This is a genomic window from Paraburkholderia jirisanensis, assembly GCF_054782355.1.
Map to the genome: position 1 here is coordinate 107,788 of NZ_BAAGSQ010000004.1, position 24,415 is coordinate 132,202.

Annotated in this window: 23 protein-coding genes; 14 read left to right on the top strand and 9 right to left on the bottom strand. The window is 63.1% G+C overall.

The window, feature by feature from the left end:
- Positions 1 to 62: 62 nt before the first annotated feature.
- Complete coding sequence (locus ACYVNQ_RS03015) at positions 63 to 947, bottom strand: LysR family transcriptional regulator (RefSeq protein ID WP_460900782.1); 885 nt, start codon at positions 945 to 947, stop codon at positions 63 to 65.
- Positions 948 to 1,073: 126 nt separating this feature from the next.
- Between ACYVNQ_RS03015 and argC the strand changes: the two genes are divergently transcribed.
- Positions 1,074 to 2,000, top strand: a complete 927-nt coding sequence (gene argC / locus ACYVNQ_RS03020; protein ID WP_460900783.1) for an N-acetyl-gamma-glutamyl-phosphate reductase — start codon at positions 1,074 to 1,076, stop codon at positions 1,998 to 2,000.
- 34 nt (positions 2,001 to 2,034) lie between these two features.
- On the opposite strand, the gene ACYVNQ_RS03025 is transcribed toward argC, so the two are convergent.
- The 4 genes from ACYVNQ_RS03025 to ACYVNQ_RS03040 all read right to left on the bottom strand — a co-directional run bounded on the left by ACYVNQ_RS03025 (position 2,035) and on the right by ACYVNQ_RS03040 (position 6,167).
- On the bottom strand, positions 2,035 to 2,853 hold the full coding sequence (locus tag ACYVNQ_RS03025; RefSeq protein WP_460900784.1) for an ABC transporter permease subunit: 819 nt from the start codon (positions 2,851 to 2,853) through the stop codon (positions 2,035 to 2,037).
- Positions 2,850 to 3,782, bottom strand: a complete 933-nt coding sequence (locus ACYVNQ_RS03030) for an ABC transporter permease subunit (protein WP_460900785.1) — start codon at positions 3,780 to 3,782, stop codon at positions 2,850 to 2,852. The genes ACYVNQ_RS03025 and ACYVNQ_RS03030 overlap by 4 nt, the downstream gene beginning before the upstream one ends.
- Entirely contained in the window at positions 3,779 to 4,948 is a 1,170-nt protein-coding gene (locus ACYVNQ_RS03035) for an ABC transporter ATP-binding protein (protein ID WP_460900786.1), read from the bottom strand. The genes ACYVNQ_RS03030 and ACYVNQ_RS03035 overlap by 4 nt, the downstream gene beginning before the upstream one ends.
- 115 nt (positions 4,949 to 5,063) lie before the next feature.
- Positions 5,064 to 6,167: a polyamine ABC transporter substrate-binding protein gene (locus ACYVNQ_RS03040; RefSeq protein WP_460900787.1), complete on the bottom strand. Its 1,104-nt coding sequence runs from the start codon at positions 6,165 to 6,167 to the stop codon at positions 5,064 to 5,066.
- Between the two features lie 595 nt (positions 6,168 to 6,762).
- Between ACYVNQ_RS03040 and ACYVNQ_RS03045 the strand changes: the two genes are divergently transcribed.
- From ACYVNQ_RS03045 to ACYVNQ_RS03085, 9 genes are all read left to right on the top strand, one after another.
- The gene (locus ACYVNQ_RS03045; protein ID WP_460900788.1) at positions 6,763 to 8,160 is read left to right on the top strand and encodes a phospholipase A; all 1,398 of its coding nucleotides are present in this window, start codon (positions 6,763 to 6,765) and stop codon (positions 8,158 to 8,160) included.
- Positions 8,161 to 8,267: 107 nt separating this feature from the next.
- Positions 8,268 to 8,471 carry a DUF1289 domain-containing protein gene (locus tag ACYVNQ_RS03050; RefSeq protein WP_460900789.1) on the top strand — a complete coding sequence of 68 codons (204 nt, stop codon included), beginning with the start codon at positions 8,268 to 8,270 and terminating at the stop codon, positions 8,469 to 8,471.
- Positions 8,472 to 8,804: 333 nt separating this feature from the next.
- On the top strand, positions 8,805 to 9,785 hold the full coding sequence (locus ACYVNQ_RS03055; protein ID WP_460900790.1) for an aldo/keto reductase: 981 nt from the start codon (positions 8,805 to 8,807) through the stop codon (positions 9,783 to 9,785).
- A gap of 82 nt (positions 9,786 to 9,867) precedes the next feature.
- A complete protein-coding gene (locus ACYVNQ_RS03060; protein WP_460900791.1) occupies positions 9,868 to 10,722 on the top strand; it encodes a LysR family transcriptional regulator in 855 nt (284 codons plus the stop codon).
- A gap of 196 nt (positions 10,723 to 10,918) precedes the next feature.
- Positions 10,919 to 11,245: a DUF4148 domain-containing protein gene (locus ACYVNQ_RS03065; protein WP_460900792.1), complete on the top strand. Its 327-nt coding sequence runs from the start codon at positions 10,919 to 10,921 to the stop codon at positions 11,243 to 11,245.
- 80 nt (positions 11,246 to 11,325) lie between these two features.
- Positions 11,326 to 12,804: an aldehyde dehydrogenase gene (locus ACYVNQ_RS03070; protein ID WP_460900793.1), complete on the top strand. Its 1,479-nt coding sequence runs from the start codon at positions 11,326 to 11,328 to the stop codon at positions 12,802 to 12,804.
- Between the two features lie 137 nt (positions 12,805 to 12,941).
- Positions 12,942 to 15,047, top strand: a complete 2,106-nt coding sequence (locus tag ACYVNQ_RS03075) for an FUSC family protein (RefSeq protein ID WP_460900794.1) — start codon at positions 12,942 to 12,944, stop codon at positions 15,045 to 15,047.
- Positions 15,016 to 15,432, top strand: a complete 417-nt coding sequence (locus ACYVNQ_RS03080) for an ester cyclase (protein ID WP_460900795.1) — start codon at positions 15,016 to 15,018, stop codon at positions 15,430 to 15,432. Before ACYVNQ_RS03075 ends, ACYVNQ_RS03080 begins: the two co-directional genes overlap by 32 nt.
- A gap of 931 nt (positions 15,433 to 16,363) precedes the next feature.
- Positions 16,364 to 16,567, top strand: coding sequence for a cold-shock protein (locus ACYVNQ_RS03085; RefSeq protein ID WP_460900796.1), 204 nt, complete (start codon positions 16,364 to 16,366; stop codon positions 16,565 to 16,567).
- A 205-nt stretch (positions 16,568 to 16,772) separates the two neighbouring features.
- Here the strand turns inward: ACYVNQ_RS03085 and ACYVNQ_RS03090 are convergent, their stop codons facing one another.
- Positions 16,773 to 18,209, bottom strand: a complete 1,437-nt coding sequence (locus ACYVNQ_RS03090) for an aldehyde dehydrogenase family protein (protein WP_460900797.1) — start codon at positions 18,207 to 18,209, stop codon at positions 16,773 to 16,775.
- A gap of 287 nt (positions 18,210 to 18,496) precedes the next feature.
- Here ACYVNQ_RS03090 and ACYVNQ_RS03095 point away from each other — a divergent pair, with 287 nt between their 5' ends.
- The 4 genes from ACYVNQ_RS03095 to ACYVNQ_RS03110 all read left to right on the top strand — a co-directional run bounded on the left by ACYVNQ_RS03095 (position 18,497) and on the right by ACYVNQ_RS03110 (position 22,477).
- The gene (locus ACYVNQ_RS03095) at positions 18,497 to 19,336 is read left to right on the top strand and encodes an ABC transporter permease subunit (RefSeq protein ID WP_460900798.1); all 840 of its coding nucleotides are present in this window, start codon (positions 18,497 to 18,499) and stop codon (positions 19,334 to 19,336) included.
- Entirely contained in the window at positions 19,333 to 20,100 is a 768-nt protein-coding gene (locus ACYVNQ_RS03100; protein ID WP_460900799.1) for an ABC transporter ATP-binding protein, read from the top strand. The genes ACYVNQ_RS03095 and ACYVNQ_RS03100 overlap by 4 nt, the downstream gene beginning before the upstream one ends.
- 33 nt (positions 20,101 to 20,133) lie before the next feature.
- Entirely contained in the window at positions 20,134 to 21,141 is a 1,008-nt protein-coding gene (locus ACYVNQ_RS03105; RefSeq protein ID WP_460900800.1) for an NrtA/SsuA/CpmA family ABC transporter substrate-binding protein, read from the top strand.
- Positions 21,142 to 21,235: 94 nt separating this feature from the next.
- Entirely contained in the window at positions 21,236 to 22,477 is a 1,242-nt protein-coding gene (locus ACYVNQ_RS03110) for an acyl-CoA dehydrogenase family protein (protein WP_460900840.1), read from the top strand.
- A 51-nt stretch (positions 22,478 to 22,528) separates the two neighbouring features.
- Here the strand turns inward: ACYVNQ_RS03110 and ACYVNQ_RS03115 are convergent, their stop codons facing one another.
- The 3 genes from ACYVNQ_RS03115 to ACYVNQ_RS03125 form a co-directional block, all read right to left on the bottom strand.
- Complete coding sequence (locus ACYVNQ_RS03115) at positions 22,529 to 22,822, bottom strand: TM2 domain-containing protein (RefSeq protein ID WP_460900801.1); 294 nt, start codon at positions 22,820 to 22,822, stop codon at positions 22,529 to 22,531.
- Between the two features lie 61 nt (positions 22,823 to 22,883).
- The gene (locus ACYVNQ_RS03120; RefSeq protein ID WP_460900802.1) at positions 22,884 to 23,564 is read right to left on the bottom strand and encodes a hypothetical protein; all 681 of its coding nucleotides are present in this window, start codon (positions 23,562 to 23,564) and stop codon (positions 22,884 to 22,886) included.
- Between the two features lie 17 nt (positions 23,565 to 23,581).
- On the bottom strand, positions 23,582 to 24,388 hold the full coding sequence (locus tag ACYVNQ_RS03125) for a TPR end-of-group domain-containing protein (RefSeq protein ID WP_460900803.1): 807 nt from the start codon (positions 24,386 to 24,388) through the stop codon (positions 23,582 to 23,584).
- Between the last annotated feature and the right edge of the window lie 27 nt (positions 24,389 to 24,415).

The window sequence follows — 24,415 nt, forward strand, 5'->3', positions numbered from 1 at the left end:
ACCACGCCTGCCCGCGATTTTCAGAGTTTTCGCATGCCCAATCGACAAACAAACTCCAACTCCTAAGCCACGCGAAATTCCCACAGCACATCGAGCACATGTTGAGTGGACCGTTCGACGTACTCCGTGCGATGCGCAATGCCAAGACGACGCCACAACGAAGGACGCAGCGCTCGCATCGCAATGCGTTCATCCGGTGACGGCGTGGTTGCTTCATGCGGCAACAACGCCGCACCGTAACCCGCAGCAACCAGACTCTTGATTGCGTCGTTGAAATTGAGCTGAATGCGCGGCGTCGGATGATGCCCTCCTGCCGCAAACCACTCGGTAGTGAGGCGCGAAAGACGCGTCGTGGTGTCGTTCAGAATAAGCGGTTGCGCAGCGAGCCACTCCGGCGTAACCCGAGCCGGACTCTTCCAGTGCAATGGCACGAAAGCCATCACAGGGTCGCGCCGCCACGGCTTGATCGCGAGCCCGGCCACGGCTGACTGAGGCAGCGCAACCAGCCCGACATCGAGCGTGCCATCGGCCAGCCGGGTTAGCGTTTCATGCGACGTCAGCACCGCAACCTGAACATCGATGGCCGGATGATGTTCGCGCAGCACCTCGAGCGCCTGCGGCAGCAAATGCGCGATCGCACCAGTCGACGCACCCAGCCGCACGCGCCCGGCGAGCCCCTGCACCTGACGCTGCACGTCGTCCAGCGCCTGCTCCGCGTCGGCCAGCAGACGCCGCGCGCGCTCGACCAGCACCTCGCCTATCGCCGACGGCCGCACATCGCCGCGTTTGCGCGACAGCAGCGGCGCCCCAATGCGCTCTTCCAGCTCGCTGATGTGCAGGCTGACCGTCGGCGGCGCGAGGTTCAGCGCGCGGGCCGCGTCGGCGAAGGAGCCACGGTCGGCAATCGCGACCAGCGTGCGCAAGCGGTCCAGGCTGATCTCTCGCATCTCGCCATCCTGATTCAGAAAATCTGAACGTCAACGTTATGAAAATCAACTTTTCCTATTCTAGCAGCGCGCGGATGATGGAGACCTTCGAATCGCAACGATCTGTTCACGGGAGGATTTCCGCGCATGAGCAAGCCCCTGGTTTTTATCGACGGCGACCAAGGCACCACCGGGTTGCAAATCCACGAACGGCTGCGCGGGCGCACCGACCTGCGACCGGTGACGCTGCCGGCGGCCGAGCGCAAGGACCCGCGGCGTCGCGCCGAGGCAATCAACGCCTGTGACATCGCGATCCTCTGTCTGCCCGACGAGGCCGCGCGCGAAGCCGTGGCCGCAATCGTCAACCCGGAGGTCCGGGTGATCGACGCAAGTTCGGCACATCGCACGCAGCCAGGCTGGACCTACGGCTTCCCCGAAATGGCGCCGGGACAGGATGAACGCATTGCGAATTCGCGGCGTGTCACCAATCCCGGTTGCTATCCGACCGGGGCGATCGGCTTGTTGCGTCCGCTACGGCAAGCCGGGCTGATACCGGACGAGTACCCCATCAGCGTCAATGCAGTGTCCGGCTATTCAGGCGGCGGACGGGCCGGGGTCGAGAAGTACGAGGGGCAGGACAGCATCAACGCGCCCGGCTTCCTGGTCTATGGCCTGGAGCTCGCGCATAAGCACACGCCGGAAATCCAGCAGCACGCCGGGCTCGCGCAACGGCCTGTTTTTGTGCCGTCATATGGTGCGTTTCGCCAGGGCATCGTGCTGACCGTGCCGCTGGCGCTGCGGCTGCTTGCGCCCGGTGTGGACGGCGCAGCGCTACATGCATGCCTCGCGCAACACTATGCGCAGGCGCCTCACGTGCAGGTGTTGTCGCTGCAGGAGTCGAGCGCGCTAAAGCAACTCGATCCGCAAGTGTTGAACGGCACGAACGACATGCGCGTCGCCGTATTTCCGAACATCGAGCACGGACACGTGCTGCTGTCGGCGGTGTTCGACAATCTCGGCAAAGGCGCATCAGGCGCCGCGGTTCAGAACCTGGACCTGATGCTCGCGCGGTAGCGGCAATAGCGTTCGGCAGATCGAATGGAGATGGTCAGACCGCCATCTCCATCCGCTTGCGTTCCGCCCGCTGCATGTAGATATTCGCGCCGATCACGCCCACCGAAACCACCGCGATAAACAGCGTCGCCAGCGCATTCATCTCCGGATTCAGGCCGAGCCGTACGCGCGAAAACACCACCAGCGGCAGCGTCGTCGACCCCGGCCCCGACAGGAACGCAGACAGCACCAGATCGTCGATCGACAACGTAAACGACAGCAGCCATCCGGCCACCAGCGCCTGCGAAATCAGCGGCAACGTAATCGAGAAAAACACTCGCAACGGCGTCGCGCCCAGATCGAGCGCGGCCTCTTCCAGCGCCGGATGCAGATCCCGCACACGCGACTGCACGATGATCGCGACATACGACATGCACAGCATCACGTGCCCGATCCAGATCGTCACGAGCCCGCGCCCAGCCGGCCAGCCGAGCCACTGTCCCAGCTCGACGAACAGCAGCAACAGCGAGATGCCCTGAATCACCTCGGGAATCACCAGCGGCGCGTTGATCATGCCGGTATATAGCGTGAAGCCGCGAAAGCGCCCCATCCGCGCCAGCACGAAACCCGCCCACGTGCCGATCGCCACCGAAGCAAACGCCGTCAGCAAGCCGATCCGCAGCGACAGCCACGCCGCGTTGATCAGTTCATCGTCCTGCAACAGCGCCGCATACCAGCGCGTCGAGAAATGCGTCCAGACCGTCACCAGTTGCGACTCGTTGAACGAGTACACGATCAGGCTGGCGATCGGGACATACAGGAACAGAAACCCGATCCCCAGCGCAATAAACTGCAAAACCCGGTTCGGCTTCATCCGCGCCTGTCCTCCAGCGCTTTCGCCTGCGCATGCTGGAACAGCGCCATCGGCACCAGCAGCAGCAACACCATCGCGCAGGTCACCGCGGAGGCCATCGGCCAGTCCGCGTTGTCGAAGAATTCATTCCACATCACGCGGCCGATCATCAGCGTGTTCGCGCCGCCGAGCAGTTCCGGAATCACGTACTCGCCCACCGCCGGAATGAACACCAGCATGCAGCCCGCGATAATGCCGTTCTTCGACAGCGGCAGCGTGATTTGCCAGAACGCCTTCCACGGCCGCGCGCCGAGGTCGTAGGCCGCTTCGAGTAGCGTCAGGTCCATCTTCACGAGGTGCGCATAAAGCGGCATCACCAGAAACGGCAGATACGAATACACCATGCCGATATACACACCCGTGTTGGTTCGATACAGCTCGATCGGCGTATGGATCAGCCCGATCGACAGCAGCATGTTGTTCAGCAAGCCGTTGTTCTTCAGAATGCCGATCCACGCATACACACGAATCAGAAACGACGTCCAGAACGGCAGCATCACCATCATCATCAGGATGTTGCGCGACGCCGGATTCGAACGCGCGATGTAGTACGCCATCGGATAGCCGATCAGCAGACAGATCAGCGTCGTGACCGCCGCCACCATCAGCGAATTCACGTAGGTCGCGAAGTACAGGCTGTCCTGGAACAGAAACGCGTAGTGCGACAGGTCGAGCGCGATGTTGAGCACGCCGTCCTTGAACGCCAGCAGCTGCGTGTACGGCGGAATGCCGAGCTGCTGGTCCGCGAAGCTGATCTTCACGACCAGCAGGAACGGCACGAGGAAGAATGCCAGCAGCCAGATGAACGGCCCCGCCACCACGGCGGTGCGGCCGGTCAGATGGAAGCGCCGTGCCGGCCATGCGGCGAGCGTCTGCAGGGAGGTCTTCATGCCGTCAGCACCACCCCGGCCGACGCGCTCCAGCGCACGTACACTTCGTCGCCCCATGTGGGCGTTTCGATTTCGCTCAACGCGAGGCTCGATACGTTCGCCACCACCGTCTTGCCGCTGTCGAGCTTCACGTGGTACAGCGAGTAGCCACCCATGTACGCGATGTTCATCACGTTGCCCTTGCCCCAGTTGAACGCGCCTTCGGGCGGCTTGCGCGTTAGCGCAATGCGCTCGGGCCGCACCGAGATCGTCACCGGCATGCCGAGCGGCCCGGTGATGCCGTGGCTCACGTACAGGCGCACTGGCAATTCCGGGGTCTCGATGTACACGTAGTCCGGCTCGTCTTCGACCACGTTGCCGTCGAACAGATTGGTCGAACCGATGAACTCGGCCGAGAAGCGGCTGTTCGGATACTCGTACACTTCGTTGGGCGTGCCGATCTGCACGATCTCGCCTTCGCTCATCACCGCGAGACGACCGGCCATCGTCATCGCTTCTTCCTGATCGTGCGTGACCATGATGCAGGTCACGCCGACCTGGTCGAGGATGTTGATCAGTTCGATCTGCGTGCGCTGGCGGATCTGCTTGTCGAGCGCCGACATCGGCTCGTCGAGCAGCAGCAGCTTGGGCCGCTTGACGAGGCTGCGCGCCAGCGCCACGCGCTGCTGCTGGCCGCCCGACAGCTGGTGCGGCTTGCGCTTCGCGAAGCGCGCCATCTGCACCAGTTCGAGCGCCTGCTGCACGCGCTCGCGAATCTCGGCCTTCGGCACTTTCTCCTGCTTCAGGCCGAATGCGACGTTCGATTCGACCGTCATATGCGGGAACAGCGCATACGACTGGAACATCATGTTGGTCGGGCGCCGGTACGGCGGCATGTTCGCGAGGTCCTCGCCATCGATCAGGATCTTGCCCGACGTGATGGTTTCGAGGCCCGCCAGCATGCGCAGCAGCGTGGACTTGCCGCAGCCCGAACTGCCGAGCAGCGCGAACAGCTCGCCCTTCTTCACCGACAGATTCACGCCTTTGACCGCTACCGTGTCGCCGAACTTCTTTACGACGTCGACGATCTGCACGAAGTTTTCCGCTGTCGCGGCGGCTGCCGCAACGGCAGGATTGCCCGTAGGCTGCGTGCCGGCCCCCGCCGGCGCGCCAGTCTGATCGCTCATGGTGTGCTGCTTTTCCTGCTGCATTGGATGAACAAAGCCCCCGGCGGACACCGGGGGCTTGAGAATGACAAGGTCTACTGCACTGCTGTACGCATTGCCGCGCTCGTTGCTACGCTCAGCGGCCGGACTTGAATTCCGTCCACAGACGCGTCTGCAGGCGCTGGATTTCAGGCGGCAGCGGCTTGAGCAGGAACAGCGTCTTGACCACGTCGGCCGGCGGATAAACGGCCGGATCGTTGGCGACGTCCTTGTCCACGTACTTGCGCGCTTCCGCGTTGGCGCTCGGATAGTAGACCGCGTTCGTGATCGCCGCGTGTACCTGCGGCGTCTCGATGTAGTTGATCCACTCGAGCGCGGCTTCCTTGTTCTTCGCGTCCTTCGGGATCGCCATCACGTCGAACCACACCGGCGCGCCGCCCTTGGGCACGTAGTACTCGATCTTGTACGGCTTCTTCGCTTCCGCCGCGCGATGCTTGGCGATCACGACGTCGCCCGACCAGCCGTACGCGAAGCAGATGTCGCCGCCGACCAGATCGTTGATGTAGCCCGACGAGTTGAACTGCGTGATGTACGGGCGGATTTTCTTCAGCATCTCGAGCGCGGCGCGGTAGTCGGCCGGGTTCGTGCTCATCGGATCGCGGCCCATGTAGTGCAGCGCGGCCGCGAACATCTGGTCCGGCGCGTCGAGCACCGATACGCCGCAGGCCTTCAGCTTCGACAGGTTCTCGGGCTTGAACAGGATGTCCCAGTTGTTGAGCTCGGCGTTCTTGCCGAGAATCTGCTGCGCCTTGTTCACGTTGTAGCCGAGGCCGGTCGTGCCGTACGCCCAGGGCACCGTGTACTTGTTGTCCGGATCGGCGCCGGCCACCAGCGCCATCAGCGCGGGGTCGAGGTATTTGAGGTTCGGGAGCTTCGATTTGTCGAGCGGCGCGAAAATGCCGGCGGCGATCTGCTTGCCCGCATAGTTGCTGGTCGGCACGACGATGTCATAGCCGGAATTGCCGGTCAGGAGCTTGGCCTGCAGCGTGTCGTCGCTGTCGTAGTTGTCGTACTTGACCTGGACGCCGCTTTGCTTCGTGAAGTTCGGGATTGTGTCCTTGGCGATGTAGTCCGACCAGTTGTACACATTCAATTGCGTATCTTTTGCCACAGCCGTCAACCAGGGCGCCGCGCACACGACAAGCGCGGCCGCCAACCGGCCCAACACCCGTTTTTTCATTCCGTTCTCCGATCCTGGCCCGCCGACGCCGGCCGCTACCCCGCTTATGCCGCGGCCATGCTGCCCGTGGCTTCCCTGAAAACCCCGAAAACTACCATTAAACCTGGTGCGTCACAAAAAAAATGCCCCAATGTCGCGCAAACGGTACAGCGGGCAAGGCCCGCGCGGCCGGTGCGTGCACGTTGCCGTGGACGACAAAATGGGCGCAATTTTATCGGGTTATCGGCGCGTGTCCACCCGTATACGCCCGGCTGGCGATGTTTTCGCCGCGCGGCGGGCGTTGGGCGCGCCGGCGAACGCGTGAAGCGGTTCACCACGCGTGTCGCATCGCCACTATAGACGGTCATAAAACCGCTGGGCGCCGGTAGCGTGGGTTGCGCGAGTTGAGCGCCGGGCCTCGCATGCGGGATGGATGCCATCGCGACCATACCCGGTGAGTCGCGATCGGCCAGAAAGCGAACGGAAATGATCTCAAGCGAACGAAGCCGTTCATTGCCTGTCCTTTCTTCTTGTAAGCCGACCTTTACAATGAAAAACGGGCGCACCGCTTCCAGCACGGCGCGCCGGCAAGCAACCAACAAGGGACGCCTCGCCTATGCGCTTCGATCCTTCGCTATGCGGCTCTGGTTTTGTGTGCGCGCTTGCCGGCCCCGCCCGCCCGCGGTTATTCGGCCTCGTGGGCGGCGCACGCGCTGCCGCGGCCTGCCTTGTGTCGTTGTGCGCGGCGATATGCGCGCTGTTTGCCGCACCCGCCGATGCCGCGGTCGCGATGCTGCAGCCGCCGCGCGAAGCGCGCTTTTCCGAACCGCTGCAGATCACCCTGCTCTACTCCGCCGACGACACAGCGCCTCTCACCGTACGGCCGCCCGCCACCCTCCGCGTGACGCTGACCGACGGCGACCTGTCGCCGCAGCCACTCGAACTGGTTCGCGAGGCGGACGTGCCGGATACGCTAGCGCTCGGCGCCGGACAGTACCGCAAGGTGCGCTATACGGCGCCGTGGCCGCAGTGGGCGCGTGGCGAGGTCAGGATCAATCCGGTGGATTTCGATGCGTCGCCGGCGATGGTGGCGCTCAACCGCACGGCGCAGCCGGCTGAACTGGCGGGCGCCGGAACCGCGTCGGCCGCCTCCGGGGCCTCGCCGAGCACCCAGGACGTTGCAAGTGGCAGCGCAACGACCGCATCCGCATCCGCACCCGCGCCCGCGCCCGCGTCCGCATCAAGCAGCGAAGTCTGGACGGCGCCTGGCGATTCGCTATCTACCGCCGGTCACGGCACACAGTCGCGCATTTCGTACTTCGAGCCGATGTACTTCGGCATCGGCCATAACGGCGATACCAGCGCGCGCCTGCAACTGAGCTTCAAATACCGCGTGCTGATGCCCAACGACCTGAGCTCGAAAAGCTTCGTCGACAATCTGTACTTTGGTTACACGCAGACGTCGATCTGGGATCTGACCGCCAACTCGCGACCGTTTCGCGACACCAGCTACCAGCCGCAGCTGTTCTACTACGTGCCCGATACCGGCTGGCGCGCGTCGTGGTTCACGCGCATGGGCATCGCCGCGGGCGTCGGGCACGAGTCGAACGGCAAAGGCGGCAGCGATTCGCGCGGCCTCGACACGCTGTTCGTGCGCCCGACCTGGGAGTTCGGCAATCTCGATGCGGCGCATTGGGTCGTGTCGCCGAAGTTCTACGTGTACGCGGGCACGAGCGATAACGACGATATCGCCGACTATCGCGGCTACGTCGACCTGCTGGTCAAATACGGCAGCCCGGATGGATGGCAGCTCGCCACCACGCTGCGCAAGGGCACCCAACACTGGTACGGCAGCATCGACACGCAACTGACCTATCCGCTCGCGAAGGTGCTCGGCAGCGCTTGGGGCGGTTATTTGTGGGTGGGTTATTTCAACGGCTACGGCGAGGATCTCCTCGACTACAACCTTCGCCAGCACTGGATTGCGCGGATCGGATACAGCATCGCGCGTTGATTGAACGCCGCCGCCTGCGCGACACGCGAAAATGCGCCGCACGCTTTTCGTTTACCATGACGGACCGTTCGCGTTCCCCGAATTTCCCGCGCAAGGCTTGTGTTCAGATGGCTTCTAACCTTCACGATCTTCCCGATAGTCCGTGCATCGGCGTGTGCTCCACACTGTTCGACGAAGTGTGCAAAGGCTGCGGCCGCACCGCCGTCGAAGTATCGAACTGGGTGTTCCTGAGCGACGACGAGAAGCGCGCCGTGTGGGAGCGGATCACCCGCGACGGCACGGCGATGCGCTTCAAATACGACAAGCTCTGACGGCTGCGCCGGCGTGCGGCGTAACGCCCGCCCAGAACCTGATACCGAAGCCGATCACCCGCGTGAAGCCGGCTTCGGGCACAGGCGCATTATTGACACCGACGTCAAGTGAGAACAGCGCGCTGCAGTGCCGCGAGACTCGAAATAGTCGATTGAATGCCGCCCGGTTCCTTTCTACCATTACGATACATTCGTTGAGCCTGACCGCTCGGGCGAATGATGCCGGTTCATTCGGCAGACGAAAATCGTGGCCATCGGTACGACATCGTTTGTGCATCCGGCAGCGAAGCTGCCGATGACCTGTCGCATTGCTTCAATGTGAGGAGCGGACAGATGGACTACGTACAGTTCGGGTCGACTGGGCTTGAGGTTTCCCGCTTATGCCTTGGATGTATGACCTATGGCGACCCCGGTCGCGGCACGCATCCGTGGACACTGGATGAGCAGGCAAGTCGCCCGCTGATCCAGCAGGCAGTCGAAGCGGGAATCAATTTTTTCGACACCGCAAATTACTACTCCGACGGAACCTCCGAGGAGATCGTCGGCCGCGCGCTGCGCGATTTCACGAACCGTGACGACATCGTCATCGCCACAAAAGTGTTCTACCGGATGCGTCCCGGTCCAAACGGCGCGGGCCTGTCGCGTAAAGCGCTTTTCAGCGAAATAGACAACAGCCTGCGGCGCCTCGGCACGGACTATGTGGATCTATACCAGGTTCATCGCTGGGACTACCGCACGCCGATCGAAGAAACGCTGGAGGCGTTGCACGATATCGTCAAGGCCGGCAAGGCGCGTTACATCGGTGCATCGTCGATGTACGCGTGGCAGTTCTGCAAGGCGCTCTACACGTCAAGGCTGAATGGCTGGTCCAGCTTCGTGAGCATGCAGAATCACCTCAACCTGCTGTACCGCGAAGAAGAACGCGAGATGCTGCCGCTTTGCAACGATCAGCGCATCGCCGTGATTCCATGGAGTCCGCTCGCGCGCGGGCGTCTCACGCGTGACTGGAACGAAACGTCTGAGCGTCAGGGATCGGATACGTTCGGCAGCGGCCTGTACGATGCGTCGCTCGATGGCGATAAACGCGTTGTCGATGCGGTCGCGCAGATCGCGCAGCTGCGCGGTGTCCCGCGCGCCCAGGTGGCATTGGCCTGGGTTGCGCAGAAACACGAAGTCACGGCGCCGATCATCGGTGCGTCGAAGCCGCATCATCTGGGCGATGCGCTTGCCGCCCTTTCGCTGTCGCTGACGGACGAGGAAATCGCCGCCCTCGAAACGCCCTATCTGCCGCATCAGATCGCGGGCTTCGATTGAAGCAGCTCAAGCTTCGGCAGCGCCCGTGCCTGTCGCATGTCCCGTCTCGAGAAACGAACGATCACAAAAGAAGGAGAAGGCGATGTTCGACTGGGAGGATCTACGCTACTTCGTCGCCTTCAGCCAGGAACAATCGCTGGCGAAGGCGGCGCGGCATCTGAAGGTCGACCACGCGACCGTCGCGCGGCGCATCGCGTCGCTCGAGCAGTCGCTGGAACTCAAGCTGGTCGATCGCCGCCCGCGCGCCTATGTATTGACCGCCGATGGCGAACGGATCGCCGAACGCGGCAAGCGCATGCAGGAAGAGTCGTTCGCCGTCGAGCGGATGTCGATCGGCGGACAGGATGTGGTGTCCGGCGAGGTGGTGGTCAGCGCGCCGCCGTCGATGGCAAACAGCGTCATCGCGCCGCATCTCGGCAGGTTGCGGGCGCAACATCCGGCGGTGTACGTCCGCTTGATTGCCGATACGCGCAATGTATCGCTGATACGACGGGAGGCGGATATTGCCGTGCGGCTGAGCCGGCCGGCCGAGGTGGATCTGGTCGCGCGCAAGGTCGCCGTGATCCGGTTTGCGCTGTATGCGTCGCCGGCATATCTGGCGTCGCACGTACCCGAAGACTATGAGTTCATCGGCTACGACGACAGCATGGACGGGTCGGCGCAACAGATCTGGCTCGACGCCCAGGCCGGTTCGCGTCCGGTCGTCTTGCGCAGCAACAGTCTCGACGTACAGGCGAGCGCCGCGCGGGCCGGCGTCGGCGTCGCTACCCTGCCCTATTTCCTTGGCGACTGGGATGAGAGTCTGAGCAGCGTCGAAGAGACAGGCGAACCCTTGACGCGTGAAGTATGGCTGTCGATCCACAACGATCTGCGGCACGCGCCTGCCATTCGCAGCGTGATGCAGTTCATCGCGAGCTGTTTCCCGGGGAACGGGTAACCGGACAAACGGCTAACGGCCGACGCAGGGGCCGCGCGGCGGCCCTTGTGCATTTTCTCCTGGACCACACGCACATTTCGGGAATTGGCGGATAGAAGACCGGTGGCAATAATGCATTCACCGATCGACGCAAGGCAAAAAGGCAGTTCGCAGATCCGCCGCCTGAGCGTCGAAACTATCCTCCAAGGAGCACGAAATGAAACGCTTTCTGATCCCCGCTGTTGTCGCTGCGGGTGCAATCGCATCGTCGGCGGTGTTCGCCGACCCCGCCGCCGATGGCAAGACGCGCGCGCAAGTGCGCACCGAACTGATCCAGGCACGCGCTGCGGGCCTGTTCGATGCGCCCGACGCCACCTATCCCGCCGCTCAATTGCGCGCCGCCGCCACGCCGCAGACCGTCAACGCGACAGCCGCGGACGACCGCGCATCGGCCGTCGGCGCCGCCACCGCGGGCCGCTCCGAAAGCGGACGTCGAACCGTCACCGCGCCGAAGGCACGCGACAGCATCTATTTCGGTCAATGACCGTCGAGCAACGGCAGAGCCGGCACGTCCCACAGGCGGACGAAGCGCCGGCTCATCGCAACCAGTCAAGGAGTAACGTGATGGAACAGTTCAAGATGCGCATCGGTAGCGAGTGGCGCGATGCGAGCGATGGTCGGACCTTCGAAAGTCTGAACCCGTACAACGGCGAAGTCTGGGCCGAATTGCCGCGCGGCACCGCCGACGACGTCGACGCCGCGGTGCGCGCCGCACATGCGGCTTTCAAGAGCGGGCCATGGGCGACGATGACCGCAAGCCAGCGCGGCATGGTGCTGCACAAGATCGGCGATGCGATCGCCGCTCATGCCGAAGAACTGGCCGATATGGAGGTGAAGGACAACGGCAAGCTGAAGGCCGAAATGCTTCTGCAGATGCAATATCTGCCGCAATGGTTTTACTACTTCGGCGGCCTTGCCGACAAGATTCAGGGCGACGTCACGCCGTTCGACAAAGCAGGCATTTTCCACTACACCACGTTCGAACCGCTCGGTGTCGTCGCGACCATCGCGCCGTGGAATTCTCCGTTGCTGCTCGCGGTGTGGAAAATCGCGCCGGCGCTTGCAGCAGGCAACACGGTCGTGATCAAGCCGTCCGAGTTCTCGTCGGCGTCCTCCATCCTGTTTGCGAAACTGTGTGAAGAGGCCGGCGTGCCGGACGGTGTCGTCAATATCGTGACCGGCTTCGGCAAGGAAGTGGGCGAGCCGCTGGTCGGTCATCCGCTGGTGGCACGTGTAGCGTTTACGGGCAGCGAAAGCGGCGGCCGCCACGTCTATGAGAATGCGGCCCGCTCGTTCAAACGTGTTTCGCTGGAACTGGGCGGCAAATCGGCCAACATCGTGTTCGAGGATGCGAACCTCGACGACGCCGTAAAGGGTGCCGTCACCGCAATTTTTTCGGCAACCGGGCAAAGCTGCATGGCCGGTTCGCGCCTGCTGGTGCATTCGAGCATCCATGACGAGTTTGTCGAACGGCTGGTGAAGTTCATGCAGGACGTGCGGCTGGGCGACCCGATGTCGCCGGAAACGAACATGGGCCCGGTATCGACGGAGCCGCAATTCGACAAGACGCTGTACTACATCGATGTGGCGAAGCAGGAAGGCGCACGCTGCGTGCTGGGCGGTGCCCGCTCGACACGCCCGGGCACGAAGAACGGCCTCTTTGTGGAGCCGACCATTTTCGTCGACGTGCGTAATGACATGCGGATCGCCCAGGAAGAGGTCTTCGGACCGGTCCTCGCAGTAATCAAGTTCGACTCGGAAGAAGAAGCGATCGCCATTGCCAACGACAGCAACTACGGTCTTGCAGCAGGCGTCTGGACCACCGATTTGCGCCGCGCGATGACGGTACCCAAGCGCCTCGAAGCGGGCAGCGTGTGGGTCAACGCGTATCGGCTCGTCAGCTATCTCGCCCCGTTCGGCGGCGTGAAGGCTTCCGGGATCGGCCGTGAGAACGGCATCCGTGCGGTCTACGAGTATCTCGAATCGAAGAGCGTGTTCATCAATCCGACCCCGGGTGTCGAAAACCCGTTCGTGCTGAGCTAGCCGGCAGCGCGTCAGCCATGACGATCGTTGCGGCATTGCGCAGCAGCGATCGTCGATTCGTTCAAATGTTCTTCGCATAGGCAGATCGCGCTGTGCCGAAGGTCGAAACGGGATAGCGAGGCAAGACAATGCGTTCGATGTGGATCCCTTCTCGCAGCCTTGTGAGGTTCGCGGGCCGCACCGCGCTGGCCGCGACGCTCGGACTGCTCTGCTCGATTCTGGCTGGCTTGCACGAACCGCATTGGGCGGCCTGGACGGTGGTTTCCGTCGGGATTGCGGTGCGCGGCGACGGTTTGCAAAAGTCTCTTAACCGAGCGATAGGAACCGTGGTTGGCGCGCCGGCTGGCGTGCTTCTGGTGTTCGTCGCGCAGGGTAGCGAGCCGCTGCTCGTCGGCATGCTCGCTGTGTGGCTCGCCACGTGCGTCTATGCGGGCGTCCTGCTGCGCAACTACCGCGCCTACGCGGCGGTGCTGGCGGGCTATAGCGCAGTCATCGTGGCGATGTCCGTGACGGGCGAAGCCGGACAGCTGTTCGAGCTCGGCAGAGACCGCTGCGCCGGCATTTTCATCGGCATCGGCTGCGCGCTGCTCGTGCTCCTGTTGTCGCGCGACGTACAAGGCGGACAGGCAAACCAACGTATTCGGCACGCGATCGCTACGGCATGCGCGTGGGGCGCGGAGCGGCTTGCCGGCGTGCCTCGCGCACCGGCTGTCGATGGCTCCGGCCCGCAACGGTTGCGCGGGCAGCTGGGCGCTATTTTGGCGCTTGACGGCGCTGTTCATGGCTCGATAGCCGAGTCGCCGGCGTTGTGGGCTCGCTCGGGCCGCTCGCACAGCGTGGTGTCGGCGCTGCTCGACCTGCTCGTCACGTCGCGAGGCGTCGAGCGGAACTTCGAAGAGGCCGCGGCCAGCAAGAATGTGATCAGCGCCGGGATCGACCATGCCGCCGCTGAAGCATCGGTATTGCTTGCATCGATTGCGCACGCATTGCGCGGCGATCCGGCGGGCGAGTTCGGAACGCTGCGCGCCATTCGCCAGCAGACGCACGCGTTGCGCCGCAGGCTCGCGTCCATGCGCGCGGACCACCCGATCGAACGCCGCCGCATCGATCTTCTGTCAGCGCTCGTCGGCGCAACGCACGCAGCGTTGGGAACCTATGCCGCCTTGACCGGGGAACAGGAAGACGGCACCACGCCCGGCTATCCCGCGCCGGTCTATGCGTTTGATCGCAGTTACGCGGCAGCCGCGGCGCTACGCGCAGGCCTTGCGCTGCTGTTAGCCGGCACCGTCTGGATTGCCACCGGCTGGCAAGGCGGACCGCTGTTCGTCGCCTTCACGGCGATTGCGATCGCGCTGTTCGCGATCCGGCCCGATCCCCGCCATACGGGCATTCACTTTCTCGCTTCGGGTGCAGTTGGGGCTGGCGTGGCATTGCTGTTCTACACCACGGTGATGCCACACCTTCCACATGCGGCTGGCGTCGCGTTCGCGGAAGGCGGCATCGTTTTGCTGGCGATTGTCATCTCGTCGTTGCTGTCGAATCCGTTCTGGGCGTCGGGTTTCAGCCTTGTGTTCCTGGTCGTGTCGGATCCGCAAACCATTGCTCATACGACGGCCGGCGCCGTGAGCGGACACGCGCTGGGCGTATTGGCGGGCTCTGCACTGGCTGCGCTTGCATTCCATGTCGTTCCGTCACGCAGCGTTGAAAACCGGTGGCGCAAGCAGCGTCTCAAACAGATCGTGGACACAATCGGGACGCTGGTTGACTCGCCCGTCGAGCCGCATACGACCGGCACGTATCACGCATGGCAAAGCCGCAGTATCGACAGCCTCGTGCGACTTGCGTTGCCCAGCGCATCCGGAAAGGAAGTGGACGAATGCATGACGTGGATCGAGATTGGAATCGAACTGCTCAAATTGCGCGATGCTTTTCGTGCGGATGCTGAATGGCTTCCAATGGAGGCGAGAAAGGCGATTGACGCATTGTTCGCAGATCTCGGCGATCGCGAACCTCGAACATGGCACGCGCGGCTAGTCGCCGCCAATGCTGAACTGCAGAACGAGACTGGCGTGGCAGATCAGCACTTACTGGGTATCCGCACGAGGATTCTTGAACTCGCCTCGCTCTTGAAGCGCGTTACCGCGGCAACCGACCGCAACGAATCGGAATCCCTTTTTCCGCCTCGTTTTATCAGCCACCGGAGATTTGAAAATGGCACGGCAACCGTCGGTCCAGATCGCTGAGCGATTCTGGCGTGAAGTATGGCAATTGCGTAATCCGGACGCCGCGGACCAGCTGGTTTCGGAGGACTTCACTGTCACGTCCGGCGGTCAGGACATCCGCTCGCGCGAAGCATTCAAGAAGTGGGTGGCAGCGTTTCTCGCAAGCATCGACGATTTTGAATTCAATGTCGTCGAGACCTTCCAGAACGAAGCGGGCGACCGGGTCGTCAGTCGCTGGCGTGTGACCGGAAAGAACAATGGTTTCATGGGTTCCGAACCCAGCGGCTTGCCGATCGACATGACCGGAACTGCCGTGCTGCAGGTCGATGAGGACGGTTGGCTGCGGCACAACTGGGTCGAGCGCAGCGCGCTGGAAGTGCTCCGCAGCATGCAGGCAAGCAGGTGATTCGCACGTGAGGCTGCGCCGTGATCCGGCGTCGACCGGAGAGCGGCCGCCGCCGCTGCGATCCGGGACTTGGGCGATGCAGCGCCGCATCCCCGCGCGCAATTATTGGCGTTACCCGCGGTTACAAATGATGGGCCGCGGTAATAGGTGTCCGCGCTTGCGGACCCTATCCTTTCATGTGTAAGCGGACCGTATCGCAGTGGGACGGAAGCCATCATGAAACGCGCACTGAATTCGCTTGTCGCCGCAGTTGTCGTGGCCTGCGTGTGCGATGTAGCGTCGGCGTACGGGAGCGTGGGGATCTACATCGGTGGCCCCGTCTATGTAAGCCCGCCGCCGGTTTATCGGCCCTATCCTCCGCCTGGGGTTTACCAGGGGTATCCGCCAGTAGTGGTGTACGGCGCGCCGCCCGTCCTGTACCGACCGCCGCCCGTCATTTACGGACCGCCTCCCGGCTACTACTACCGCTACGGGTACGGTTATCGCGGCGGCTGGGGTCGACCGTACTGGCGAGGCAACGGATATGGCTATGGCGGCCGTCCGGGCTGGCAACATAACCACCGGTATCGGCGCCATTGAGCGAGGCCGTCAATCGGGCGCTACAGCCGTCCAAAAGCGCGCGCCGCAGCCTCAGCCCCCTCACGAATCGACTTCGCATGTGGGTGGGATGCTGCTTCGGTAACAGATGCAATGTTATTGCGCACGAAGTAGCAAATGCCGGCGGCGAAGCGAAGTTGAAGGAATATTTGACTGTTCACCCATGAAACGCACACTATTCGTGTCTGGCAATTGAGGACTGGGTAGTGCAACGCACGTTCAGACACAAATGCCTATTGTGGACGGCAATGTTCTCTGTTAGAAGAGAACGGCACGTCCGGCGACGTCAGCCTGGCGTCACCAACACATTAGTTCTTTTCGGAGTTTCAGCAAAATGGCAACGGGTACCGTGAAGTGGTTTAACGACGCAAAGGGTTTTGGTTTCATTACGCCGGATGACGGCGGCGAAGACCTGTTTGCACACTTCTCCGAAGTTCAGGGAAGCGGCTTCAAGACGCTGCAGGAAAACCAGAAGGTCAGCTTCGAAGTGAAGCAGGGCCCGAAGGGCAAGCAGGCTGCGAACATCCAGCCGCAGTAATACAGCGCACTAATACGGCGCAGTAATACGGGTTAACGCTGGTCACAGCGAATAGTCCTTTCTCTGCGAAATCTCCTGTGAGTCCAATGACTTACAGGAGATTTCCGCAGGGAATCCAACGCTCCATCTTCCCCCTTCGCATGGACATCTGCGCCGCCGGCGCGAGCAAGTCGAGTTCTTGTGCAATAAACGCGTTACCGCGTACCTACACCGGCCTGCTTACCGCCAGTTGCATGGCCTTGTACTCCAGGTATTCCTCGAGCCCATACGTGCCGTTCTCGCGGCCGTAGCCGGATTGCTTGTAGCCGCCGAACGGCGCGTTCATGTTCCACGCTCCACCGTTGATATTGATCTGCCCGGTACGAATGCGGCGCGCGACGGCCAGCGCACGCTCGTCGCTGCCCGCCCACACCGCGCCGGCCAGACCATAGATCGAATCGTTGGCGATGCGCACCGCTTCTTCTTCGTTCTCGTACGTGAGCATCGACAGCACCGGGCCGAAGATTTCTTCCTGCGCGATGGTGGCCTTCGGATGCACGCGGCCGAATACGGTCGGCTTGACGAAGAAGCCTTTCGATACGCCATCCGGCATGCCGGGGCCGCCGGTCACCAGCTCCGCGCCCTCCTCGATGCCGCGCCTGATGTATTGCTGCACGCGTTGCTGCTGCGCGGCCGACGCGAGCGGACCGAGGCGCGTGCGTTCGCCACGCGGATCGCCAGCGGTATAGGTTTCGGCGGCGGCGCGGGCGAGCTCGCGCGCCTCGTCGTAGCGCGCTTGCGGCACCAGCATTCGCGTATGCGCGGAACAGGTCTGGCCAGAATTCAGGAAACACGCGCTGACGGTTGCCTTGATCGCGGCGGCGAAGTCCGCGTCGTCGAGAATCACCGCGGCCGACTTGCCGCCCAGTTCGAGCGCGACACGCTTCACGGTTGCCGCGGCCAGTTCGGATACGCGCTTGCCGGCGCGCGTTGAACCGGTGAACGACACCACATCGACCGACGGATGGCTCGCGAGCACTTCGCCGACCACCGTGCCATACCCGCAAACGAGGTTGAACACGCCATGGGGCAAGCCGGCTTCGTGGATCGCTTCGGCCAGCACGAAGGCGTTCAGCGGCGCGATTTCGGACGGCTTCAGTACGACGGTGCAACCGGCCGCCAGCGCGGCAGCGACCTTCAACGTGATCTGATTGAGCGGATAGTTCCATGGCGTGATCGCCGCGACCACGCCGACTGGTTCACGCACCACCAGCGAATTGCCCACTTTCTGCTCGTATTCGAACTCGCCGGCGAGCTTCGCGTACGCGTTCCAGTTGTACACCGCGCTGGCCACCTGAATCGCGCGCGACAACTTCACCGGCATGCCCACTTCGCCGCAGATCAGATCGGCCAGTTCTTCGCTGCGGGCCTTCAGGTTGTCGGCAATTTTCTTCAGGTACGCGCCGCGTTGTTCGGCGGGCGTGGCGGCCCAACTGTCGAAGGCCGCTCGCGCGGCAATGATTGCAGCCTCTGCGTCTGCTTCGACGCCTTCGGGAATACGACCCATGATCTGCTCGGTGCCCGAGTCGATCACGTCGATCGTGCCGGTGCCGCATGGGTCGATCCATTTGCCGTCGATGTAGAACTGGGTGAAGGTTTTCATCGCGGGTCCTTGTGTCGAAGAGGAGGCAAGTATTTTACTCGCGGGGGAATCGCATCTTTGCCGGCGTGAGGTTTGCCCACATGCCCGAAGTGAAAAAGCAAATCACAAATGATCGTTTCTCATCGCATCGGCAAACGGTTTCAATGGTGAGCTAGCCCCTAACGATGCGTTGAACATCTTGTCGGGATTGAGCCCTTTCCGGTCAGCGATGAATCCGCGCTGCGCTGTTGTGGCGCCTGGCGATCCATCGCTGCGGCGGGCTTCTTTTGATTCTTTACGGGAGTGACATGGCTGATCTCACGTCGTCGCACCAGCGCTATGTCTCTTCACGACAGGTGCGATCCGGCATGTCAACCGCATCGCTGTACGTGTGGCTGTCCTGGCTCGTGCCGGCGATCGTCGTGGTGTTCTGGGAAGCCGCCGCGCGCGCGGGTTTGATGTCCGCGCAAGTGCTGCCGGCGCCCAGCAGCGTCGTCGCGACCGCGTGGGAACTCGCCCGCAATGGCGACCTGTTCGTTCATCTCGGCGTCTCGCTGCTGCGTGCCGCAGCGGGTTTTGTGATCGGCGGTGTGCTCGGCCTCGCACTCGGCGTCGCGGTCGGCTTTTCGCCGCTCGCGCTCGCCATCTTCGACCGTTCGATCCAGATGATCCGCGCCGTCCCCTTTCTCGCGATGCTGCCGCTCGTGATCGTCTGGTTCGGTGTCGGCGAGATGGCGAAAATCTTTCTCGTTGCGCTCGCCGTGCTGTTTCCGATCTATATCAACACGATGCTCGGCATCCGCCAGATCGATCCGAAGCTGATGGAGTTGTCCAAGGTGATCGGCCTGAGCCGCGCGGCGGTCGTGCGGCAAATCATTCTGCCCGGCGCGATGCCGTCGATCCTCACCGGCGTGCGTTATGCGCTTGCACACGCATGGCTTGCGCTGGTCATCGCCGAGACGCTCGCTACGACCAAAGGCATCGGTTTTCTCGCGATGGATGCGCGCGAATTCCTGCAGACCAACGTGATTGTGCTGACCATGGTGATCTACGCGATCATCGGCGTGGCGGCCGACTCGCTGGTGCGTTTGCTCGAGGGCCGTCTGCTGTCGTGGCATGCGAACTACGCAAAAGGAGAGCGCAAGTGAGCGTGAGTACAGCATTGCCCCCTGGCGCTCCAGCTTCGGCTCCCGCTTCAGCTTCACGCGCGCCTAAGAAGCAGGACCAGGTAACCCAGACACCGCTCGCGGTTTCAGTACGCGGCCTGCAGCGGCGCTACGGCACGCGCGTCGTCATCGATGCGCTGGATCTGCAGATCCACGAAGGCGAGTTCGTCGCGCTGCTCGGCGAAAGCGGCTGCGGCAAGACCACCTTGCTGCGCGCATTGGCCGGCCTCGATGTGCCCGACGCGGGCCACATCAGCGCGCCCGAGCGCCCTTCCGTCGTGTTCCAGGAACATCGGCTGCTGCCTTGGGCTACCTTGTGGCAGAACGTCGCGCTCGGTCACGAAAGCACGATCGGTCGAGCGGGCGCCGCGCGTGCGCTGGCCGAAGTCGGACTTGCCGGCCGCGAAGACGACTGGCCGCGCAATCTGTCCGGCGGGCAGTCACAACGCGTGGCACTGGCCCGCTCGCTGGTGCGCGACCCTGCGCTTCTGCTGCTCGATGAACCGTTCGCGGCGCTCGATGCGCTGACCCGCATCAAGATGCATGGGCTCGTCAAGGAACTGGTGGCGCGCCACCAGCCAGGCGTGCTGCTGGTCACGCACGACGTCGACGAAGCACTGACGCTCGCCGACCGGATCCTCGTCATGCGTGCGGGGCGTATCGCCGACTCTTTTTATCCCACCGATCACGCGCCGTCCGCGCTGCGGCCGATCCTACTCGCCGCGCTCGGCGTCGGGCACGACTGAAACGCTTATCGCAACACAAAGGACCTGAGCAGAATGAACGATTCATCGCTGAGTCGCCGTGCGCTGTTGCGCGCGGCGGGTGGCCTGCTGGCGGGCGTCGCCGCAAGCAGTCTGTTGCCGGCGGCGCGTGCCGCCGAGCCGCGCAAGCTGACGCGCAATACCGACCGGGTGCGTCTTGGCTGGGGGTACGGCGCGTTGCCCGACATCGCCAGGCAACGCGGCGTATTCGAAAAGACACTGGCCGCGAAAGACATCAAGGTGGAATGGGTCGGCCCGTTTCCGAATCACGCGCCGTCGATTCAGGCGGTGATCGGCGGCAGCGCCGATTTCGGCTTCTGGGGGTCGACCACGCCCGCGCTCGCTGCGATGCTGGCCGGCGCGCCGATCGTCTTCACCGCGTTCGATGTCTACTCGCCGCGCTCGACCGCGTTGATCGTGAAGAAGTCGAGCGGCATCAATTCGGTTGCCGATCTGGCGGGCCGCAAGGTCGCAGTGAACCGTTCGGGGCTGGGCGAATTTCTGTTGATCGCGGCACTCGAGAAAAACCATGTCGATCGCAGCAAGGTCGAGCTGGTTTATCTGAATCCGCCCGATGCCGCGCCGGCCTTTGCACAAGGCAAGGTCGACGCGTGGTCGATGTGGTCGCCCGCCGTGGACATCGCGCGCTATTCGAACGACGCGAAGGATATTTTCAACGAAGGCCGCGACCTCGATTTTCTGATCGACTACAGCTCGCTGGTCACGCGCCGCAAGTTCGCCGAAGAAAACTCCGAACTGGTACGCGCGGTGATCGATGCGTACTACGTCGAAGGCGCATGGCAGTCGGCGCATTCGGTGCAGGCGGAACAGCTCTCGCAGAACGAGGCGAAGTATCCGGACCCGGTGCGCGACTATCTGGTCAGCCTGAAGCGTGTGAACACGTTTCACGAGCCCGACGATGCGGCCTTTATCGCACAACTGCAGCGTGCCGCAGACTGGCTTGCGCAGCGCAAGATCATCAATGCGCGTATCAACGTTGCGGATTACAGCGTCAAGGTTTGAGTGAGGACGGCAACGATGACACAACCAGTCAGCCTTTTTAAAGCCTCCGCTGCTGCGCTGCACAGCCTCGACGCACAACGGGAGCGGCATGGCGATGTGTGACACGGCGAACGTTAGCGGCAACGGGCCGGTGCTCGTGTCGCCACTATCAAAGGCGCTCGGTTTTTCTGACGCGCTTGCCGATATCGCTCGAGATGCGCCGGGCCGCGAACTCGAACACCGGCTGCCGCACGACGAAATCGCGCAGTTGAAAGCGCTTGGGTTCGGTGCGTTGCGTCTGCCAATCGAGGGCGGCGGCCGCGGTGTTTCGTTGCGTGACCTGTTCGTCGTGGCGCGCGATATCGCCGCAGCGGATTCGAATATCGCGCATGCGTTTCGCAATCATCTGTGGCAGGTCGAAGCCGCGCTCAGGCAGCGGGAGCACCCTTTCCATGCGCACGTACTGCGCCTGACGGGCCAGAAGAAAACGATCGGCCTGAGCTTCGTTGAGACCGATGCAAGCGCTGCCGGTGCCCGGCCGAGCCGCGTGCTGAGCCGGCTCGAGTGGGACGAGCGGCGCGAAGCGTACGTCGGTTCGGGCGACAAGGTGTACGCGACGGGCAACCTGTATAACGATGCGTTCGTCGGCCCCGCTGTCGAAAGCCGCGCGGGCCACACCGTGCAATACGTGTTCGAGCGCGGCGAAGGCGTCGGCAGCGATGACGACTGGCTGGGTTTCGGTCAGCGGCTCACCGGCTCCGGCACGGCGAAGTTCCGCTCCGTGACGGTGCCCGCGTCGCACGTGTACCCGCCGGACCCGCCAAGGCCCGACGGTGCGGCGCCTTGGGGCTTTACGTTCCATCAGGTGTACCTGACCAACTGTATTGCCGGGATCGTTCGGCGAGTGGCATTGGACGCGGTAGACGTGCTGCGCAAACGCGGCCGTAACTTCTACCACGGGCAGGCGGAGCATCCCAGCGAAGAGCCGGTACTGCAGGCGCTGCTCGGCCGGATCCGTGCGTACGCGACGAGCATCGAAGCGACCACAGACCGCGCCATCGACGCATTGCAACGCGCATCGGATAGCTATGGCACCAGCGGCGAATACGATACGGTGCTGGCCGCGACGCTGGCGGCAGCCGAGGCGAAGGTGGTGATCGACGACCTCGCTCCGCAGGTTGCCAGCTGGCTGATCGACCTCGGCTCGGGCTCCGCGGTGTCACGCATCGCGGGTCTGGACCGGCACTGGCGCAACATCAAGGTGATCGCATCGCATAACCCGCGGCTTTATAAGGAAGGCTTGCTCGGGCAGAACTCGTTGAATGGGTATCTGCCGCCTACGGGGGCGTTCTTTTGATTGCAGCGCGCGCGTCAGGCTCCGAAAAAAGCCGACGCGCGATGCTTCGCGTCAAGCGAGCCGATTCGCCAGCGCCAGGTTGTGCGTGCGAATAATGCCAGGCAGCAGGAACGCGTCGACCAGCACCCAGAGACCCACAAAACCGACTACCAGGTAACCCACGCCGATCAACATCGTGCCGATGCCGACCAGCGTCAGCAGCAACTGCACGATCGCCGTCACAATACGGCCGGCGTAGAACCGGTGAGCGCCCAGCGAACCGAGGAAAAACCACAGCAGATAAGCCACGCCGAGGCTCTTTTTCTGCGCGTCGTACATCATCATTTCACGAGCGGTGTCGTTCATTTTTTACTTCCTCCCTTTTGCCTGTCGTTTGTCGCAGTGAAATTTGCCCTTCAGCCGGCGCTTACTGGTAGTGCGCTACTAACGCTTTATATCGGACGTCGGCTCTGAGCGAGGCGAACTGCGGCGCGGCCGCGAGTTGCGCGAAATCGCGGAAACCCGACTTGAACGCATCACTGAGGAACTGAAGTGCGTCGCCAGTCGAGCCGTGCTGCGCCGCGAGCAATGCCATCTGGTAGTCGCCGTAACCTGCAGGTGTCGCACGTGCGGGTGCTGGCGGTACGATCGGGCCGGCCGTGGCCGCGGGCGGCGGCGGTACCGCCTGGACTTGCTGGACTTGCGGGGCCGCCTGCACCGGCTGCATCTGCGCCGCCTGTCCATGGCTTGCCGCCGCCTGGGTACCTGGTGCATCCGGCGCATCGGCAACGCGCCGGTAGTAGACCTTGCCGAGCACCGGCACATTCAGATACATCCGGTCCGGCCCATCGAAATAGAACGTCAGGCCAACACCGTATTGAAGGTCGATGGTCGTCTCATCGCCTTTGCGCTCGATGCCGCTGACCGGCAACTCCGCATCCATGCCCGGCGATGTAATGCGGTGCTCGCCGATCACGAGATCCGGGCCGACCGGCAACTTCGCGCTGAATACGGTCACCCGCTCGGCGCGCCAATGCCCGAGCACGCCCGGTTCGACGGGCTTCGAGCATGCGCCCAGCGACAGCAGCGCGGCTACCGCACTCAACATGTAGCGCCGCTTCGGCATCACGTGGTCGTACGATACTTTTTGACCAGCGCGACAAAACGCGGATCGTTGCGGATCGCATCCAGATCCGGATCTTTCTGCATCGCGTCGAAGTACGTGAAGCCGTTCAGGAAGCTCGCCTCGAGTTGCTGCAGCGCGTCGTCGGTGCGCCCTTGCTTCAGGCGCAGCACCGCCATGTTGTAGTACACCAGCGATTGCTTCGGGTCGCGCGCCAACGCGTCGCCGAGTTCTTTCTCCGCGTCGTCGAGCTTGCCTTGCGACATCTGCGCGATGGCAACCTTCACCATTTCTTTTGCGGCGGCCTGGTTGCTTGCCGCCTCGGCACCCGACGCATCGCCCTGCGAGAGTTTCGCGTCGCCGTCCTTGCGCTGCGCGCTGATCTCCGCATCCGACGGTGCGATCCCGCCATTGCTCGCAGCGGGCACGCTAGCCGGGGCAGCCGCCATCGTTGCCGACGCTGCCGACGCTGCCGGCGCGGTGGCAACCGGCACCGTCGATGCCGGCACCGGCTGTTGCGCAACGGCTGGCGGCGTCGCCGCGGCAGCCGCTGCAGCGGCCGCTTCCGCTGCCGCCTGCGAGCGCTTGTGATAAATCCCGCCGCCGACGCCTGCGACGATCACCACAACCGCGGCCACGGCCGCACCGATCAGCTTGAAGTTCGGCTGCTTAGGTTCGGCTCCGGCCTGCCGCACGAGCAGCGTCGAGCATTCCGGGCACCGCAGATCGTCGCCCGGCGCACGCACGAAAATCTCGCCGGAGTTGGCCTTGTCGCAATCCCCGACGGTAGGACATTTATAGTTTGGCATAGTGTTGAATTCCGCTTTTAATCCTGA